The organism is Thermostichus sp. MS-CIW-38, from assembly GCF_054058415.1.
This window is the reverse complement of record NZ_JBSSAH010000030.1, coordinates 21,616-37,984: the sequence shown is the minus strand read 5'-3', so window position 1 is coordinate 37,984 and position 16,369 is coordinate 21,616. Positions and strand designations below refer to the sequence as shown.

The 16,369-nt window shown below is 59.2% G+C and carries 20 protein-coding genes and 1 other RNA gene; 15 read left to right on the top strand and 6 right to left on the bottom strand.

All coding sequences use genetic code 11. The features are described 5' to 3' along the window. The first annotated feature begins 49 nt into the window (after window positions 1-49). From ACVWXZ_RS10600 to ACVWXZ_RS10570, 7 genes are all read left to right on the top strand, one after another. The gene (locus tag ACVWXZ_RS10600; protein WP_457482503.1) at window positions 50-181 is read left to right on the top strand and encodes a zinc ribbon domain-containing protein; all 132 of its coding nucleotides are present in this window, start codon (window positions 50-52) and stop codon (window positions 179-181) included. Between the two features lie 66 nt (window positions 182-247). Then, window positions 248-1,105, top strand: a complete 858-nt coding sequence (locus ACVWXZ_RS10595) for a hypothetical protein (protein ID WP_414349815.1) — start codon at window positions 248-250, stop codon at window positions 1,103-1,105. 28 nt (window positions 1,106-1,133) lie between these two features. Further along, window positions 1,134-1,439 (top strand): hypothetical protein, encoded by a 306-nt coding sequence (locus tag ACVWXZ_RS10590; RefSeq protein ID WP_011434047.1) that lies wholly within the window; start codon window positions 1,134-1,136, stop codon window positions 1,437-1,439. 27 nt (window positions 1,440-1,466) lie between these two features. Then, window positions 1,467-2,645, top strand: coding sequence for a tetratricopeptide repeat protein (locus ACVWXZ_RS10585; protein WP_457482502.1), 1,179 nt, complete (start codon window positions 1,467-1,469; stop codon window positions 2,643-2,645). Between the two features lie 428 nt (window positions 2,646-3,073). Then, the gene (locus ACVWXZ_RS10580; RefSeq protein ID WP_457482501.1) at window positions 3,074-3,208 is read left to right on the top strand and encodes a hypothetical protein; all 135 of its coding nucleotides are present in this window, start codon (window positions 3,074-3,076) and stop codon (window positions 3,206-3,208) included. Continuing rightward, window positions 3,198-3,965, top strand: coding sequence for an RNA polymerase sigma factor SigF (locus ACVWXZ_RS10575; RefSeq protein ID WP_041436760.1), 768 nt, complete (start codon window positions 3,198-3,200; stop codon window positions 3,963-3,965). Before ACVWXZ_RS10580 ends, ACVWXZ_RS10575 begins: the two co-directional genes overlap by 11 nt. 367 nt (window positions 3,966-4,332) lie before the next feature. Beyond that, entirely contained in the window at window positions 4,333-4,926 is a 594-nt protein-coding gene (locus ACVWXZ_RS10570; protein WP_457445262.1) for an SAM-dependent methyltransferase, read from the top strand. Here the strand turns inward: ACVWXZ_RS10570 and ACVWXZ_RS10565 are convergent. Next, on the bottom strand, window positions 4,923-5,336 hold the full coding sequence (locus ACVWXZ_RS10565; RefSeq protein WP_457403086.1) for a VOC family protein: 414 nt from the start codon (window positions 5,334-5,336) through the stop codon (window positions 4,923-4,925). The two genes, ACVWXZ_RS10570 and ACVWXZ_RS10565, sit on opposite strands and share 4 nt — an antisense overlap. 456 nt (window positions 5,337-5,792) lie before the next feature. Between ACVWXZ_RS10565 and ACVWXZ_RS10560 the strand changes: the two genes are divergently transcribed. From ACVWXZ_RS10560 to ACVWXZ_RS10545, 4 genes are all read left to right on the top strand, one after another. Beyond that, a complete protein-coding gene (locus tag ACVWXZ_RS10560) occupies window positions 5,793-6,821 on the top strand; it encodes a rod shape-determining protein (RefSeq protein ID WP_414419661.1) in 1,029 nt (342 codons plus the stop codon). 54 nt (window positions 6,822-6,875) lie between these two features. Next, the gene (gene mreC / locus ACVWXZ_RS10555; RefSeq protein WP_011434053.1) at window positions 6,876-7,628 is read left to right on the top strand and encodes a rod shape-determining protein MreC; all 753 of its coding nucleotides are present in this window, start codon (window positions 6,876-6,878) and stop codon (window positions 7,626-7,628) included. Beyond that, entirely contained in the window at window positions 7,606-8,250 is a 645-nt protein-coding gene (gene mreD / locus ACVWXZ_RS10550) for a rod shape-determining protein MreD (protein WP_457403088.1), read from the top strand. Before mreC ends, mreD begins: the two co-directional genes overlap by 23 nt. A 388-nt stretch (window positions 8,251-8,638) precedes the next feature. Then, window positions 8,639-8,866, top strand: coding sequence for an indolepyruvate ferredoxin oxidoreductase subunit alpha (locus tag ACVWXZ_RS10545; protein WP_011434056.1), 228 nt, complete (start codon window positions 8,639-8,641; stop codon window positions 8,864-8,866). Between the two features lie 198 nt (window positions 8,867-9,064). Here the strand turns inward: ACVWXZ_RS10545 and ACVWXZ_RS10540 are convergent, their stop codons facing one another. Further along, on the bottom strand, window positions 9,065-9,589 hold the full coding sequence (locus ACVWXZ_RS10540) for a YIP1 family protein (RefSeq protein WP_457403089.1): 525 nt from the start codon (window positions 9,587-9,589) through the stop codon (window positions 9,065-9,067). 86 nt (window positions 9,590-9,675) lie between these two features. Here ACVWXZ_RS10540 and ssrS point away from each other — a divergent pair. Next, a non-coding RNA gene (ssrS, locus tag ACVWXZ_RS10535) (6S RNA) lies at window positions 9,676-9,862 on the top strand. Between the two features lie 65 nt (window positions 9,863-9,927). On the opposite strand, the gene ACVWXZ_RS10530 is transcribed toward ssrS, so the two are convergent. From ACVWXZ_RS10530 to ACVWXZ_RS10520, 3 genes are all read right to left on the bottom strand, one after another. Then, the gene (locus tag ACVWXZ_RS10530) at window positions 9,928-10,122 is read right to left on the bottom strand and encodes an IS630 transposase-related protein (protein WP_071818172.1); all 195 of its coding nucleotides are present in this window, start codon (window positions 10,120-10,122) and stop codon (window positions 9,928-9,930) included. Window positions 10,123-10,446: 324 nt separating this feature from the next. Further along, window positions 10,447-11,451 carry an adenosylcobinamide-phosphate synthase CbiB gene (cbiB, locus tag ACVWXZ_RS10525; RefSeq protein WP_457403091.1) on the bottom strand — a complete coding sequence of 335 codons (1,005 nt, stop codon included), beginning with the start codon at window positions 11,449-11,451 and terminating at the stop codon, window positions 10,447-10,449. A 13-nt stretch (window positions 11,452-11,464) separates the two neighbouring features. Beyond that, the gene (locus ACVWXZ_RS10520) at window positions 11,465-11,920 is read right to left on the bottom strand and encodes an Rrf2 family transcriptional regulator (RefSeq protein WP_414409052.1); all 456 of its coding nucleotides are present in this window, start codon (window positions 11,918-11,920) and stop codon (window positions 11,465-11,467) included. A gap of 254 nt (window positions 11,921-12,174) precedes the next feature. Here ACVWXZ_RS10520 and rsmI point away from each other — a divergent pair, with 254 nt between their 5' ends. Both rsmI and rppA read left to right on the top strand, forming a co-directional pair. Beyond that, complete coding sequence (gene rsmI, locus ACVWXZ_RS10515) at window positions 12,175-13,164, top strand: 16S rRNA (cytidine(1402)-2'-O)-methyltransferase (protein WP_457403093.1); 990 nt, start codon at window positions 12,175-12,177, stop codon at window positions 13,162-13,164. Window positions 13,165-13,192: 28 nt separating this feature from the next. Beyond that, the gene (gene rppA / locus ACVWXZ_RS10510; protein ID WP_457403094.1) at window positions 13,193-13,894 is read left to right on the top strand and encodes a two-component system response regulator RppA; all 702 of its coding nucleotides are present in this window, start codon (window positions 13,193-13,195) and stop codon (window positions 13,892-13,894) included. 184 nt (window positions 13,895-14,078) lie between these two features. Here rppA and atpD read toward each other — a convergent pair whose 3' ends face one another. After that, window positions 14,079-15,512 (bottom strand): F0F1 ATP synthase subunit beta, encoded by a 1,434-nt coding sequence (atpD, locus tag ACVWXZ_RS10505; RefSeq protein ID WP_011434062.1) that lies wholly within the window; start codon window positions 15,510-15,512, stop codon window positions 14,079-14,081. A gap of 189 nt (window positions 15,513-15,701) precedes the next feature. Between atpD and ACVWXZ_RS10500 the strand changes: the two genes are divergently transcribed. After that, window positions 15,702-16,364, top strand: a complete 663-nt coding sequence (locus ACVWXZ_RS10500; RefSeq protein WP_457403095.1) for a GerMN domain-containing protein — start codon at window positions 15,702-15,704, stop codon at window positions 16,362-16,364. Window positions 16,365-16,369 lie beyond the last annotated feature (5 nt).

Here is a 16,369-nt window from a genome sequence, read left to right as displayed (position 1 = left end):
CGGCAGCAGTCAAAACTGCTCTCGGTGTGGTCAAAGAGTACCGAAAGCGATTCAAGACAGGTGGCATTCTTGTTCCCATTGTGGGCTAGAACTAGGGCGCGACCACCATGCGGCCATCAACATCAAGTACAGGGCGGTGGGGCATCCCGTTCTTTTCGCGTCAGCGGGACGTAGTCCTTAAAGCGCAGGAAATGTCCTTTTCGCGCTAGCGGCGCGGAGCGCTTTGCATCAGCATGAGTGCGGGAGTATGTCACGACGGAAGGTGAGGCAGATGGGGGGCTGGCTCAGGCAAAACTGGCTGTGGCAACTGGGGAGAGCCCTTGTGGCTGTTTGGATCGGCTGGGCGGAGGGGAGCGCTGCCTGGGCGAGGGACATGGCGCCGGCTGCCCCTGGAGTCTCCTCTCCCCCTACTTTGCCCATCCCTTGGGAATGGGTGTACGACTTGCAGGAGCAAGCCCGGCAGCGGCAATGCACATTGGTTGGCCTGTTGCGCAGCGATCCCTTGCCGGCGCCGGATCCCCAGTGGCAGGTGTACACACGGCTAGATTTGGTGGCCACGCCTCAGGCTGGTCGGTTGACTAGTGTGTTGTTTGCCGAGAACACCCGTACTCGGGCCTTGCAGGTTATCTATCAAGCCTCAGGGTCGGTGTACGACCCCGTTGAGGCATTGGATTTTGCCATGATCCTGCCTCTAGGCTGGCAGGGGAACACTTTGCTGGCGCGGGAGTACGAAGGCTGGTTCCAGACCGATTTGAGCTGGGATCGGGCGGTGGTCTGGCCTTTGCCCACTGGCTCGACAGGGATCCCACCGGTGCAAATCTGGGATCCGCCGCCGGCGCTGGGGTATGCGCAGCTGCTGGGCTGGGATCCCCAGGCGCGAGAGCGGGTGCTGTTTGCGGTGGCCGATAGCCTTGGAGAGATGCCCCGCTTGGTGAGCGTGGGCCCAGACCGCCAGGTGTTGCTGCGAGCGCCTGCCGTTGCCCTTTCCCCAACTCCCTCTTCTCTACAGGGGTGGCAGGAGATCCGGCCCAAGGGGGGAGAGCCTCTCTGCCACCAAAGCCGTTTTGGGCTGGAGCAGGGAGGGGAAAATGAAAAATTAAACTGAGATGCAGAAGCCTGTGGGAGCGACAACCATGTCCAAACCGGTGGTGCGGCGGGGCTGGCCTCTGGAGGCCTTTGTCGGGGATGTAATCGTCTGTACCCTAGAGGGATCCCATCTGGATCAGGTGACGGAAATCCGAGTCAGCCCGGCGGGTAAAGGGATCCGAGTCAGCTTTGGGGATCCCTTGGGACGCTCTAAGGAACCGGTGCAGGCCAACGCCGAGGCGCTGACGGTTACCTTTGAGATCGATCCCAGCACCTACCCTGGCGAAAAGCGCATTGAGCTGATCTCGCCGGCAGGGCCCAGCGATCCCCTGCCGTTTTTGGTGATGATGTAGAGGCGCGCAGAAAAGAGGAAGTGGGTCATGCCGTTTGTGATTGCCCCGACCGACGTGGGCGTGCTGGTGCTGGGGGCGAGCCTGTTGCTTTTGGCCGGGGGTTGGGCCTGGTGGCTGCGGCGGCAGAAGCGTGCTGCCTCCCCAGAATCTACAGCCGTTTCGCCGGCCCCGGCGGTTGACCCATCTGCCCTTTCGGCGGAACAGGCGGCTCAACTACAGCCCTTCGAGCAGGCGGTGGGAGATCAGCCGCAGGATCCCATTGCCTGGTACAACCGCGCCACCACCCTCGACCACCTGGGGCAAGCCCAAGCTGCCCTCGCCAGCTACGACCGCGCCCTGGAGCTGAAGCCGGACTTCCCCGAAGCCTGGAACAACCGTGGTTCTCTGCTGGACGATCTCGGTCGCCATCAAGAAGCTCTGGCCAGCTATGAGCGGGCTCTGCAACTGAAGCCGGATTTTTTTGAGGCCCGCTTTAACCAGGCCAACACGCTGCGGCAATTGGGCCGCTACGAAGAAGCCCTACGCGCCTACGAGCGCGCTCTTGCTCTCAGCCCCGATAGCCCGGAAACGTGGTACCTGCACGGGCTAACCTTAGCCTCTCTGGGGCGGTGGCAGGGATCCTTGATCAGCTACGACAAAGCCCTCGCCATCAACCCCGTCGATGCTCAAGTTTGGCAGAGTCGGGGGCTGGCTCTGTTTCACCTAGAGCGCTACGCCGATGCTCTGGCCAGCTACGAACGAGCCCTGCAACTGGGATCCGAATCCGTCTCTCTCTGGGCCGGCCACGCCCTTGCCCACCACCGCCTCGGCAACCCGATGGAGGCCCTCAACAGCTACGACCGTGCCCTGGCGCAAGATCCCAAACGCCCTCAGATCTGGGTGCAGCGCGGCCTGGTTCTGATGGACTTGAACCTCTACGAGCTGGCCATCCAGAGTTTTGATCGGGCCCTGCAGATGGATCCCGACAATGCCGAGGCTCACTACGCCAAAGCCTGCTGCTACGCCTGGGAAGGCCAAGTGCCTCAGGCCCTACAAGCTTTGGAGCAAGCCCTACGCCTGCAGCCGGAACGCTACCGCCCCTTGCTCTCCTCTGAGCCCTATTTCGACCTCATTCGCGAGGAGCCGAGTTTTGCATCCTTTTTGGCAGCCCTTGCCGGCACGGATCCCCCCAAGAACCCCCCGCCGCTGTCACGAACAGCCTCTTGACGTTCTCACCTCCCAGAAGGAGAGGAGAGGCTGGAATGCACAGGCTGTTTCACCGCCAACCTGACCCAATCACCAATAACCACGAGAGCACGCCAACAACAGAAATCCGGCAATTTCGTTGGGTCTTACGGGAAAATTGCGCTCTTTTGCCGATGAAACCCGCCGATTTTCCGTGGAGATGCTGTTGCTTGGGTCAAGAAACCTGGTCAAACTAAGAACGTTCCAGCTCTTGGCAAATCTCAACAGTGTCCGGTTGTGCTTCTAACGCCATCCCTGTAGCCCTGTAGCACCTGCTTGCGCAGGGTCTGGCTGGGCAAAAGCGTCTCTTGACTGGATGGGTGTTGGTTATGGGTGGGATCCTCAACCTTTGAATGGTTTTCGAGTTCCTTGAGTGCTTGTTCTACAGTTATTTTCGGCAAATCGGTAAAGTGGTTGTCTATGATAACGGCCCCTCGCCTGACCTCTCCCAAGAACTCCGTCTCCCTGAGGCGACCGGCGGCCTCCACTCCATTGCCTTTGGCCAAGATCGGATTCCCAGCCGCATGTGGATCTATGGCATCTAGTGAGGATGTTAAAGCCCGAACTGCCGAACTGTTGCGGCTGTACCACCAGAATCGCGATCCAGCCCTGCGCAACCGGCTGGTGGAAATGAACTTGGGCTTGGTGCGCAAAGAGGCCCACCACTGGCGCAACCAATGCAATGAGGGGTACGACGACCTGGTGCAAGTTGGCTGTTTGGGTTTGATTCAAGCTATCGAACGCTTTGACATCAGCCGAGGCCTGGCTTTTAGCTCCTTTGCCCTGCCCTACATTCGCGGAGAAATTCAACACTACCTGCGGGACAAAAGCCCCACCATGCGGATCCCACGCCGCTGGACGACCCTGCAAAGACAAGCCAAGAAGGTGATTGCCCGTCTGCGGCAAGAGTTGGGCCGTTCTCCCTCTGAGGCCGAGGTGAGGGAAGCCCTGCAACTGACGGAGCAGGAATGGCGAGAGCTGGAACTGGCCCAACAAAACAGCCTTTTGCTCAGCCTGGATGCTCCGATTCAAACTGAGGAAGACAGTGTTGCTCTGGGGGAGGTCGTTCCGGATCAGCGCTACCGCAGTTTTCAACTGGCTGAAGAAGATCGTATTCGCCTACAACATGCCTTGGCTCAGCTGGAGGAACGTACCCGCAAGATTTTGGAATTTGTCTTCTTCTATGACCTCACGCAAAAAGAAACGGCAGAGCGGCTAGGGATCAGTGCCGTTACCGTTTCCCGCCAAGTCAAAAAGGGGCTGGAACGCCTGGCTAAGTTGTTGAATCAAGATATTTTTTGAGATACAGCCCGTTACAAATTAAGGGATATAAAAGAGTATAAAAATCGTGTTTCCGAGGCTTGACCCCAGTGAGGTTTAGAACAAGCAGGTTCATAGTCATTCCAGACTCGATTGAGATACTCCCGCCGCTGCCCAGACGCTCCGCGCCGCTTCCCCCAGCCCCTCCAGAGGGAGAGGGGAGTTAGAGAGCAATGGAACGGAGATGTTTCATTCCTGTTGAAAATGACCATACAGGTGTATCCCATAACCCCTTAGTAGACTGTACTTGAGCCGACGCAATTGGCGGTGACTTTCCACCCAGTAGAACGGCAGGGGCTCTGTACTGCGACAGGTTGATAGACTGATGGGAAATTGATGAGAATATTTGATGAACAGAGAAAACCGCTCTTCTCGGAATCAACCCTTGGTGCCCCGCGGTTTCAAACCTAAGCTGGGTCAGAACTCGGTGGGCAGGGATCCCTTCTTCCAATGCCAGCCCAACCGGCAAAGTCCAGAGGGAATCAGCTTGGCCCCCTATGTGCGCACCTTGCCCTTGGTTGTCGATGCCATGCTGGATTTGGCCCAGGTGGGGAGCGAGGATACTCTCTACGACTTGGGCTGTGGGGATGGCCGCATTCTCATCCGGGCGGCGCAGCGCTTTGGCACACAGGGCATGGGAGTGGATATCGACTCGGAGCGCATCCTGGAAGCCCAACAGCGGGCCCGAGAAGCCCAAGTTCAGGATCGAGTTACTTTTCTCCAGCAGGATCTGCTCACTCTGGACTTAACCCCGGCGACGGTGGTGAGCTGCTATTTGCTGCCCCGCTCCCACCTGCTGATCCGAGACAAGCTGCGCTCCCAGCTTCGGCCCGGCGCTCGTCTGGTCACCCACTCCTTCGACATGGGAGATTGGCTCCCCACCGCCACCACCACTGTATCGGATGTTATCAACACCTACACCATCTATCTCTGGCGAATCTAACCCTGGGGATCCCAGGCCGTCGCTTCCTCAAAAGCAGCAGAGGGCTGGTGCAGCACAATCCGGTTGCCATCGGGATCCCGAAAATCCACCTCCTGTCCATGAAAGGCTTGTCGCAGAGGGGAAATGGAGATCTGATAAGCTCCCGCCAACCCCTCCAGTGTTGTCAGGGATCCCTGTAAATCTTGCACCTGCAGGCAGAGGCTCACCGCTGCGGCTTGGGCACCACCATCGAGATGACGGCTGCGATAGAGGCCCAGCCGCAACCCTGGCAGACGAAACTCTACGTACACCGGATCCCCCTCTGTCGGGAGCTGGACTTGGGGAGAGATCCCCAAGAGATCCCGATAGAAGCGTTGTAGACGAGGCAAGTCCAGGGTAGCCACGCTAACCAAGGCACCAGAGAGCTGCATCGCAACCGCCAAAAGACCGGGTTGGTCTATCTTAGCTAAACTGCCGAGAAGCCCCGCGCTGTACCCGCAGGGTGAGCGTCGGGAGGATGTCACTCAGCTCCAACACCACGCGAGTCTGGGTGGCGATGTCGGATCCACCGTCTTGCCCTCCGGATCCAGGGCCAATGTGCCCGAGATGTAGAGGGTATTTTGCCCACCTTCACGCCGGGAGAATAGGGGGCGATGGCCGGATAGCCGGCTGGAGCAATGGCAACCTTAGGCACGAGGGATCCCGAATCACAACAGGATTGCACCTTAGCGGCGAATTCGATCTTCCACAGCTGGCTGGGATACAGCCATAGCCGGTTTCTCTGGAGCAGATTCCCACTCTTCGGGGGAGATTCTCTTGCAGAACTAGACTATAGTAGGTACCAAAGCTTGCTGCTTCTTCCCAAATCAAGACTGGAGCGACTTACCGTGGGGTTATTCAGCCGATTTTCCCGTGATATGGGCATTGATTTGGGCACTGCCAACACGCTGGTCTACGTGGCCGGGCGAGGCATTGTCCTGCAAGAGCCCTCTGTGGTCGCCATCGACCAAAACACCAAGCAACCCCTGGCTGTGGGGGAAGATGCCAAAAAAATGTTGGGCCGTACCCCCGGCAACATTGTAGCGGTGCGTCCTCTGCGAGATGGGGTGATTGCCGATTTCGACACGGCGGAGATGATGCTAAAACACTTCATCCACCGCGTACACGAGGGCCGGTACCTGATTGCTCCCCGCATTGTGATTGGGATCCCCAGCGGTGTGACTGGGGTGGAGCGACGGGCGGTGATGGAAGCCGCTCTCCAAGCTGGGTCGCGGGAGGTGTATTTGGTGGATGAGCCGGTGGCAGCAGCAATCGGGGCCGGGCTGCCGGTGCAAGAGCCCACTGGGAACATGATCATCGACATTGGCGGCGGCACCACTGAGGTAGCCGTCCTCAGTTTGCAGGGGATCGTGCTGAGCGAGTCCGTGCGGGTAGCGGGAGATGAGCTGAGCGAGGCCATCGCCCAGTACATGAAAAAGGTTCACAACCTCACCATCGGGGAGCGCACCGCTGAAGAGATCAAGATTCGGATTGGCTCCGCCTACCCAATTCAAGAGGAACTGACCATGGAAGTGCGCGGGTTACACCTGCTCTCGGGTTTACCCCGTACCGTCACGGTGAAGAGCACCGAAATTCGCGAGAGCATGGCCGAGCCCCTCTCGGTGATTGTGGAAGCCATTAAGCGCACCCTGGAGCGCACTCCACCGGAATTGGCTGCCGACATCATCGACCGAGGCATCATGCTGGCCGGGGGAGGAGCCTTGCTCAAGGGTCTAGATGCCCTGATCAGCCATGAAACCGGGATCTTGGTTCACATTGCCCCGGATCCCCTCAGTTGTGTGGTGCTCGGTACAGGGCGAGTTTTGGAGGATTTCAAAACCCTAGGTCGAGTGTTGAGCGGCAGCTTCAAGGGCTAGAGGAGTTTCTTCCCATCCCTGAGGTGTGAGTCGAGTGGGTTGGAGAGGTATTGCTTGAATCGGCTACGCCAATGGTGGAGGCGCTACGGCTTGGGGTTACTCCTGTCTGCTTTGGCGATGGGGGTAGCATTGGGCCTGCGCCAAACCCAGGGATCCCTATTGGTGGAATTGTACAGTTGGATCACTGCTCCAGCCCGTCCGCCTGTGGATCCCGCTGCGGTGCTCAGCCAGGCCGCTAACCGTGAGCTGCAAGCCCTGGTAGCCGAGTTGCAGTACCAAAACCGCGAGCTGAAGCGACTGCTGCAATTTACCGAGCAAATGCCCCAAGCGGGGATCCCAGCAGCCGTGGTGGGTCGCAGCGCCGATCACTGGTGGCAACAGCTCACCCTCAGCCGCGGCAGCCGGCATGGAGTCAGGGTGGGAGATGTAGTCATGGCGCCGGGCGGGTTGATCGGGCGAGTCGAGTCGGTCACGCCCAACACCAGCCGAGTGCTCCTGATCAGCGATCCCACCAGCCGTGTCGGGGTAATGCTGAGTCGCAGCCGACACATGGGCATCCTGAGGGGTACGGGCACCCAGAGCGCCATTTTGGATTTTTTCGACAAGGCCCCCAAAGTAGAGGTGGGGGATGTGGTGGTGACCTCGGGCCTGAGCAGCTTTTACCCAGCCGGGGTTGTGGTGGGAACGGTTCGAGCGGTCAACTTGGATGCCAGCCCTGCCCCTCAAGCCACTGTCGAACTGTCGGCGCCGCTGGGTCTCTTGGAATGGGCCTTGATCTACCGCTATGCTCAACCCTCTGATTCTTAAGCTCAAGTCTCACCTCAACTGGGTGGTGACTGCCCTATCAGGATTGCTGGCAGCAGTGGCCCCTTGGTGGCGCGGGCCGGGCTTGGAGCTAGCAGGCTTAACCCCAGATTGGCCCTTGATCTGGGTGGTGTGCTGGAGTGTGCGGCGCAAAGCTTGGCAGGGGGCTGTTGCCGGGGTCACCCTGGGTTTTCTGCAAGATGCGCTGACCAGCCCTTGTCCTACCCATGCGCTGGGGCTGGCCGTAGTCGGGATCCTCACCGCCAAGCTGCAAAAACAACGCTACATGCAAGAAGACTTCATCTCGGTGGCCTTGATCGTTTTTGGTATGGTGGTGATTGCCGAAACCCTGATGGCGCTGCAGTGGATGTGGCTTGCCGCCTCCCAGGGATCCGAGGGCCTGGATCCGGCGGGAATGCAAACTTTGCTGGATGGATTGGGGAACTCCCTTCACTCTTTCGGCAGCATCGGCGGCGATGGCCCCCGTTCTCTGGAGAGCATCTGGTGGAACCATCAACGCAATGCCCTCACGTCTGCTATTTTAAGTAGCCTCTGGGCACCCGCTTTGTATTGGCCCCTCAGCCGTTGGTGGCAGTCTCAAGAGCGGGATCCCAGAGAGATTTAGCCCCTGTTTTATGCCAAATCATCCTATCTTTCGGTTAAAACCCAGGTCACAGCAGAGTATGTCCCTTGCCATTTTTGGCAAGAGAGAACTCTCGAGGCGGTGGGAGCCCATTTGCCGGCTCGCTCCAGCATTCTACTTCTTTTGCATTGGCGCTGCGCTGGTCAGAAAAAGCGACGATCTGGAAAACTTCTCGTCGGGGGGGAGCAATTTTGGCCTAAAATGAACCCTAGAACTGAGATATAAGTCCCATCTTTTTCAGGCAGCTTCGGGCAAATATCGCGCATTCTAATCAAAAAGTCAACAGCATAGGAAGCGCAGGCGACGTCAAGGCTGACCTTGTGGCAACTGCACTTAGGATTTGACTTAGAGCGTTCATTGGGAGGGATCCATGCCGCATACAATTGTCACCGATATCTGTGAAGGTGTGGCCGACTGTGTAGAGGCTTGCCCTGTTGCCTGCATCCACCCCGGCGATACCAAAAATGCCAAAGGCACCGACTACTTTTGGATTGAGTTTTCCACCTGCATCGACTGTGGCATCTGTTTACAGGTTTGCCCCGTAGAAGGCGCTATTCTGCCGGAGGAAAAGCCGCATCTGCAGCGAGTGCCCCGCTAATTCCAGGGAAGCATCCCTGGCCACACCCCAAGATCCAATGGGAATTATGATCATTTCAACTCCAACTAGGACACTGCACCCACACCTAAAGCCCTGGTCGCATCGTCGCGTCAGCGTTGCGGAGCAACAATACGCAGAACCAGAAGGCTTTTCTTGGTAGCCCAGGCGTCTCACCCTAACCTGAAACAACTATAAGCTTTAGCCCAAGGAAGCCAAAGCAACGACGCTGCTGGTCAGCCAGCTCAGGGACAGGATCCCCCCTAGGAAAGCCAATGGGATCAGGCCCACCAGGCGCCACCACTCCAAATCCAGCGCTACAGCTACCGCCCGCACCTGCCAAACCACAAACCACAGCAGCGCTGCAAGGCCCAGCAGGGATCCCACCACCCCACCCAACGATTGAGCAGGCCCCAGCAGCAGCCACGGCAAACCGGCAAACCCCGTCAAGCACAGCAGCGCTGAAAAGGAAGGGACAGCCCGACCCAAACAAAAGGCCAGCAATTGCAACAAAGCCGCCAAACCCACCCAGCCCAGGGATCCCATCAGCACCGCCAGCACCATGCTCGGCAGGCTTACCCCAGAGCGGCGAATCGCATCCAGGACGTTGAGCAGCCCCACCACCCCAAAGGCTTGCCAGAGAACAGGCTGTTCCCGCAACGCCCGAAAGGTGCGCTCCGGCAGAAACCAAGCGCCGTAGATGTTGTCTAACCAGGAACCAAGCATGGCCAGCAACCCGTCAAGCTGTCTTTTATCCTAGCCCTTGGTGAGCACTTGACGGGCACACCCCAAAAATGGGGTATGATTGGGAGAGGATTCTGCGGCGTTGGTGACTGCCGTTATGTTTTTGCGATCTATACCCTTCGACAATTAGGATGGGAAGTGGATGTGAGAGCAGTAGGCCAAACTTGATTTGGAAACTATCGACAATCATCCCCGGTATCCTATACTGGATTTTCCAGGTCGAAAACCACGGTAAAACGGCGCAACAGTATCCTCAAAAAAGCCCTCGAAAGGGGGCCTTTTTGTTGTTTGGATATTGTCGGATATTGTCAATGCTGCAGTTAATGGGTATTGCTCTGGCGCTGGGCTCCATCCTTTAGTCGAGCTTCTGGGCACTGGTCTACGTCTTGCTGCAGGGCAGCCAAGTCTGTCTTTCGCTTGCGGGTCTTGACTTTTGTTGTCGTGAGGTCTGCTCGGCTCAGCCAGCGATAAACGGTTGCACAAGTGACATAACTCCCGCACTCATGTTGACGCAAAGCGCTCCGCGCCGCTAAAGCGAGAGAGTGCGAGCTTCAAGGACTCCGTCCCGCTGACGCGAAAAGGACGGGATGCCCCACCGCCCTGTGCTTGATATCTGTAGCAGCTGCTGTTTTTATCATCGTTTATTTCAGCGGTTCTAGGTTCACGGCAGGTTGACAGCAGCTACGGTTTTTGTTGCCGCCGATCTAGTTAGCTTTGCTAACTCTACCTCAAGTTCTGGGGGAAGTTGCGCCTGTGGAGATTCCTCTGCCGGGGTTGAGTCAAAAGCTCAGCTAGGTAAGGGTCGTAGAAGCAGGAAGCAACCGGTTGTTTAGTTCATCCTAGGGGGTGAAATAAACGACCATGAGTTGCAGAACGGTCAACAGGAGAGTTGCTCCCACCATCAAACTCCCCCAAATCCATACAACCTGTCGCAGCAGTCCCAAACTTTCCTGCACCACTTGCGGGGTCAAAGGGCGAGCCGGGATCCCCAATTTGGGTTTCACCTTCGGGATCCCGCGATAGAAATTGGTTCCCCCCAGTTGGATCTGCAGCCGCCAGGCAAAAGCCGCCTCGCTCCACCCGGAATTGGGGCTGGGATCCGCCTGCGCATCCTGACGACACCGCTGCCAAAACCCCCAGGGATCCCGGCTGAGCAGGGCCAGGGTGAGCACCGTCAGGCGGCAGGGCAGCCAAGTCAGCCCATCCTCACAGCGGGCCGGCACTGTGCCCAAATGGGTGAAAGGGGGGTGGCGGTAGCCCACCATCGAATCCAGCGTGCTGCTGGCCTTGTAGGCTAGGGCCAAGGGCGCCCCTCCCAAGAAGGCGTAGAACAGAGGGGCAGTTGCTCCGTCGGGAGTATTTTCGGCCACCGTCTCAATCAGCGCCCGCAAAATCTCCGATGCCGTCAGGTGCTCTGTATCCCGCCCCACGTAGCGGCTGAGACGTTGACGGGCCTCCGGCAGATCCTCTTTTTCCAAGGGATCCAACACCTCCAACGCAGCAAAGCGCAGGCTGCGCCCTCCCAGACAACTGGCCATCAGGATCACCTGCATGAGGATCCCTGCCCAGGGATGGATGGCATTGCCGATGGCGACCAGCCCCCAGCCTATGCCGTAGGATCCCCCCACCAAAGTTAGGGTGAGAACTGCCCCGCCCCACTGTTGTGCTCGCGGAGTTGAGCAGTGCTTGAGGATATAGCCTTGCCCCCAGGCAATAACAGCCCCCATCACCCGCACCGGATGAGGCCAACCCCAGGGATCCGCCAGCAGATAATCCAAAGCCAAAGCTGCCGCCAGCACCAGCCCGGCAGTCGGTTGGGCCGGGAAAAACAGCGATGACTCCATCCCGCCAGCAGGCTCAAACCACAAATCCACTCTCCTGATCCTGAGCCGCCTGCCAGCTCCGAACATCAAAATACAGATCTTCCAAGGTGGTTTCCTCCAGCACCTGCTGCACTTGCCGAGCGATCCGCTTCCACAGGGCTTCCGTCACCCAGTCCAGCCGCTCCGCCGGATGCACGGCTGAAGGATTAGAACTGTCCATGAGAGGATCCAAGGATTCTCCCACTGCCGCCAAAATGGCGCTAATCGGGATCCGCCGCGGTGCCCGTGCCAGCCGGTAGCCCCCCTGGGCCCCCCGTTGGGAACAAACCAAGCCAGCCTGCCGCAACTCAATCAGCAACTTTTCCAGGTAGGGAGCTGGGATCCCCTGTCGCTGAGCAATGGCCCGCACCGAAGCCATTTGCCCGGAGCCGAGCATCGCCAGATCCAACAAAGCTTTGATGCTATAGGTGGCCCGCGTTGTCAAGCGCACCGGGATCCCTCTCCGCAGCACTTCTCGATCCTGCCATAGGACTCCGTCCCGCTACCGCGAAAGGACTCCGTCCCGCTACCGCGAAAGGACTCCGTCCCGCTACCGCGAAAGGACTCCGTCCCGCTACCGCGAAAGGCAGATGCTTGGGTATCGGGGCACCGGCCAAGAGAGGTTAATCTGGGGATCCGAGGCGATCTCTAATTGCTCTAATTGGCTATTGTCTGGTTATCGGCAGCTCAGCCTTGGAGCTCGGGATGGAACACCCCACCGCCAGCCTTTATTTGGTGGCTACCCCCATCGGCAACCGAGAAGACATCACCCTGCGGGCGCTGCGGGTTTTGCGGGAAGTGGACTGGGTGGCGGCAGAAGATACTCGCCACTCCGGCCAGCTTCTTAAACATTTTCAAATCTCCGCCCGCCTCATCAGCTATCACGAGCACAACGCTGCCCAACGGATCCCGCAACTCCTGAAGTATCTGTCGGCGGGCCAGTCGGTGGCCCTGATCAGCGATGCCGGCACTCCTGCCATCTCCGATCCGGGAGAAGAGTTGGTGCGCGCCTGCATTCAGGCCGGGATCCCGGTGATCCCTGTGCCGGGGCCGGTAGCTGCTGTTGCCGCCTTGACCGCTTCGGGCCTGCCTACAGGACGATTCGTGTTCGAGGGATTTTTGCCGCTTAAACCCAGCCAACGACAGGCCCGCCTGCGGCAGTTGGCCCAAGAGCCCCGCACCCTCATCCTTTACGAGGCCCCCCATCGCCTGCGCCAAACTCTGCAGGATCTGCTGGATCACTGCGGCCCAGAGCGGCAGATCGTGCTGGCGCGGGAGCTGACCAAGCTGTATGAGTCCTTCTGGCGGGGATCCCTGGCAGCAGCTCTGGAGCACTGCGCCGCCCAGCCGCCGCGGGGGGAGTTCACCCTCTTGCTTGAGGGATATGTGGGTGCCGTTCCCAGCCCTAACCCTGCCAGAGGCGGGACGGAGTCCTTGAATGGGCGGGGAGACAGTGAATCGGAAGCGGAAATTCGTCAAGAAATGGCCCGATTGCTGGCCGAAGGCCTGTCCCGGTCTGCAGCCAGCCGCCGGTTGGCCCAGCGTCTGCAGGGATCCCCCATCTGGACGCGGCGCCGCCTTTACGATCTATCCTTGCAGCTTGAGCCGCTCTCCAGTTCTAGCGGGACGGAGTCCTTTTCTGAGTACGTCAGCGCTCCACATTGTTTCCAAGACAACAGCGAGACCGAGTCCTGAGGTGTTCGCGTTAGCGGGACGGAGTCCTATGGCACGGATTTTATTGGTGGACGATGAAGTGGAGTTGGCCGATTCTCTGGCCCAGCAACTGAGGCGAGAGGGCTACACGGTGGACGTCGCCTACACAGGAGGGCGGGCCTGGGAGCTGCTGCAAAAGTCCCCCGCTCTGCCCTACGATCTGCTGGTCTTGGATTGGATGTTGCCGGAGCTCTCTGGGCTTTCCCTCTGCCAGCGGGTACGGCAGGTGGATTGCACCACCCCCATCCTGTTTCTGACGGCCAAAGATACCCTAGACGACCGGGTGGAAGGGCTGGATGCCGGGGCAGATGATTACTTGGTGAAGCCGTTCGAGCTGCGGGAACTGCTGGCGCGGGTGCGGGCCCTCTTGCGGCGAACCACAGGTACTGGAGAAGGGATCCCTCGCCTGCAGGTCGGGGATTTGGAGCTGGATCGGGAGAACCAGGTGGCCTACCGGCAGGGGCGGATGATCCACCTCTCCCAAAAAGAGTTTCGCCTGCTGGAGTACTTCATGACCCACCCCGGCCAGTTGCTCACCCACGACCAGATCTACGAGCAGGTGTGGGCCGGAGAGGATCCCCCCAGCAGCAACGTCTTGGCAGCCCAGGTGCGCCTGCTGCGGCGACGCCTCAGGTTGCCCGGGGCAGCAGAATTGATCCACGCCGTCTACGGCAAGGGCTATCGCTTCGGGCCTGTCGCCGGGGATCCCTAGCAGCCGTCCCACCTGTAGATAAAACCAAGGCTCCCCCGAAAAGAAGGAGCCCTGCCGGGTCTGGGGAGCGCTTTCAGTCAGCAATGCCACCAGGGCGTTCCCCCCTTCAACCCTGGGGAGCCCAGTCGCCGCGCTATCGGCAACTCCCCTCTCCTCCTGTGGGAAAGGGGCTGGGGGTGAGGGATCACTTGGACTTGAGCTTCTCCGCTTTCTCGATGGCCTCTTCGATGGTGCCCACCAAGTAGAAGGCTTGCTCCGGCAGATTGTCCAATTCCCCCGACAAAATGCGCTGGAAGCCCTTGATGGTGTCTGCCAATTTCACATACTTGCCGGGGGAGCCAGTGAATACCTCCGCCACGAAGAACGGCTGGGACAGGAAACGCTCGATGCGGCGGGCGCGGGCCACCACCAGCTTGTCCTCTTCCGACAGCTCGTCCAGCCCCAGGATGGCGATGATATCTTGCAGCTCTTTGTAGCGCTGCAGCGTTTGCTTCACTGCCCGGGCGGTGTTGTAGTGCTCTTCGCCCACAATGTCCGCCTGCAGGATGGTGGAAGAGGAATCCAGGGGATCCACCGCCGGATAGATACCCTTGGCTGCCAAGCTGCGGGACAATACCACCGTGGAGTCGAGGTGGGCAAAGGTGGTGGCTGGGGCCGGATCCGTCAAGTCGTCAGCAGGCACATACACCGCCTGCACCGAGGTGATGGATCCCTGCTTGGTAGAGGTGATGCGCTCTTGCAGGTTGCCCATTTCGGTAGCCAAGGTGGGCTGGTAACCCACCGCCGAGGGCATGCGGCCCAACAGCGCCGACACTTCCGACCCGGCCTGCACAAAGCGGAAGATATTGTCGATGAACAGCAGCACGTCCTGCTTGTTAACGTCGCGGAAGTACTCTGCCATGGTCAGGGCAGTCAGGCCAACCCGCATGCGGGCACCCGGTGGCTCGTTCATCTGGCCATAGACCAGCGCCACTTTGTCCAGCACACCGGATTCTTTCATCTCGTTGTAGAGGTCATTGCCCTCGCGGGTGCGCTCTCCCACGCCGGCAAACACCGATAGGCCAGAGTGCTCCTCAGCGATGTTGTGGATCAGCTCCTGGATGAGCACTGTCTTGCCGACGCCGGCACCGCCAAACAGGCCCACCTTGCCCCCCTTTTTGAAGGGGGCCAGCAGGTCAATCACCTTGATGCCGGTTTCAAAGGGCTCTGGCTTAATCGTCAAATCGACAAGTGGAGGCGCACTGCGGTGGATGGGGGCAAATTCTTGGGCTTGAACGGGCTCTCCTTGGTCAACTGGCTCTCCCAGCACATTGAAAATGCGCCCCAGGGTGGGCTGCCCGACCGGCACAGTAATCGGAGCGCCCGTATCCACCACCGGCATGCCCCGCACCAGGCCGTCGGTCGAGGACATGGCCACCGCACGCACGCGGTTATCCCCCAAAAGCTGCTGCACCTCAAAGGTGACGTTAACCTTCAGGCCGCTTTCGGTTGTGCCCTCCACCTTGAGGGCATTGTAGATTTCGGGCAGCTTGCCGCTGGGAAACTCGGCGTCGATCACAGGCCCAATGACCTGAGTGATGTAGCCAACATTGGTGGCAGTAGCGGTGGCAGTAACCATGATTGAGGCTCAGCTCCTTGTGTGCTCAGTTATCGACTCAGCAATGCCGGGTGTAAATCATTATCATCATACAAATAAAGGGATCCCAGTTGCTGCTGCACTTTTGCCTGTCCAGCCTATTGGGGATCCCCGGCAGAGTGGGCTTTTCTTCGCTACCCTAGAGCTAGGTAAGACAGGGGGTTGCCAGCAATGAGCCACTACGGAGGCCGTATTGCACAGCTCAGCTCCGTTAGGTTGGGAGGACGGCGTCGCTGCCCACGTCGCGGCCGGGCCCTGCAATTGGGGATCCTTGGCTTCTTGCTGGGGTTAGGGGTGATGGGGGGAGCTTGGTGGTACAGCATCGGGCCCCGGCAAACCCTTTCCTTGTATTGGCTGACCAGTGCCGACAACTCCATTTACTATGTGCAGCAAGAGCGCACGGTTCGCGCCTTTGACACTCAAGAAGCCATCCGCCTGGCCTTGGAGGAGCTGATTGCCGGCCCCCGGGATCCCCACCTTACCAGCGCCATTCCACCCCAAACTCAGGTGTTGGATGTGCGGGTGGAAGGTGACGATATTTTTCTCAATTTTTCCCCAGAGTTTACCCAGGGGGGGGGATCCACGGCGATGATGAGCCGGATTGCGCAGGTGCTCTACACGGCCACCAGCCAAAACCCCGGCGCCCGGGTGTGGATCTCGGTGGAAGGCCGTGCCCTAGAAGTGCTGGGGGGAGAGGGGCTGATCCTGGATCAACCCCTGACACGGGCCTCGTTTGTGCCCAGCTTTCAGCTGCCAGCGGAGCCGGCAACCCCGAAGGACTCCGCCCCCCTAACGGGGTCGCCAAAGCGTCGCCTAGCGATAACGGCTTCTTGAGACCG

What these genes read in the sequence shown, in the direction of transcription:
- ACVWXZ_RS10595 (WP_414349815.1), top strand. Translation starts at nt 248, where the DNA reads ATGTCACGACGGAAGGTGAGGCAGATGGGGGGCTGGCTCAGGCAAAAC.
- ACVWXZ_RS10590 (WP_011434047.1), top strand. Translation starts at nt 1,134, where the DNA reads ATGTCCAAACCGGTGGTGCGGCGGGGCTGGCCTCTGGAGGCCTTTGTC.
- ACVWXZ_RS10585 (WP_457482502.1), top strand. Translation starts at nt 1,467, where the DNA reads ATGCCGTTTGTGATTGCCCCGACCGACGTGGGCGTGCTGGTGCTGGGG.
- ACVWXZ_RS10575 (WP_041436760.1), top strand. Translation starts at nt 3,198, where the DNA reads ATGGCATCTAGTGAGGATGTTAAAGCCCGAACTGCCGAACTGTTGCGG.
- ACVWXZ_RS10570 (WP_457445262.1), top strand. Translation starts at nt 4,333, where the DNA reads ATGAACAGAGAAAACCGCTCTTCTCGGAATCAACCCTTGGTGCCCCGC.
- ACVWXZ_RS10565 (WP_457403086.1), bottom strand. Translation starts at nt 5,336, where the DNA reads ATGCAGCTCTCTGGTGCCTTGGTTAGCGTGGCTACCCTGGACTTGCCT.
- mreD (WP_457403088.1), top strand. Translation starts at nt 7,606, where the DNA reads ATGCTCAACCCTCTGATTCTTAAGCTCAAGTCTCACCTCAACTGGGTG.
- ACVWXZ_RS10545 (WP_011434056.1), top strand. Translation starts at nt 8,639, where the DNA reads ATGCCGCATACAATTGTCACCGATATCTGTGAAGGTGTGGCCGACTGT.
- ACVWXZ_RS10540 (WP_457403089.1), bottom strand. Translation starts at nt 9,589, where the DNA reads ATGCTTGGTTCCTGGTTAGACAACATCTACGGCGCTTGGTTTCTGCCG.
- cbiB (WP_457403091.1), bottom strand. Translation starts at nt 11,451, where the DNA reads ATGGAGTCATCGCTGTTTTTCCCGGCCCAACCGACTGCCGGGCTGGTG.
- rsmI (WP_457403093.1), top strand. Translation starts at nt 12,175, where the DNA reads ATGGAACACCCCACCGCCAGCCTTTATTTGGTGGCTACCCCCATCGGC.
- rppA (WP_457403094.1), top strand. Translation starts at nt 13,193, where the DNA reads ATGGCACGGATTTTATTGGTGGACGATGAAGTGGAGTTGGCCGATTCT.
- atpD (WP_011434062.1), bottom strand. Translation starts at nt 15,512, where the DNA reads ATGGTTACTGCCACCGCTACTGCCACCAATGTTGGCTACATCACTCAG.
- ACVWXZ_RS10500 (WP_457403095.1), top strand. Translation starts at nt 15,702, where the DNA reads ATGAGCCACTACGGAGGCCGTATTGCACAGCTCAGCTCCGTTAGGTTG.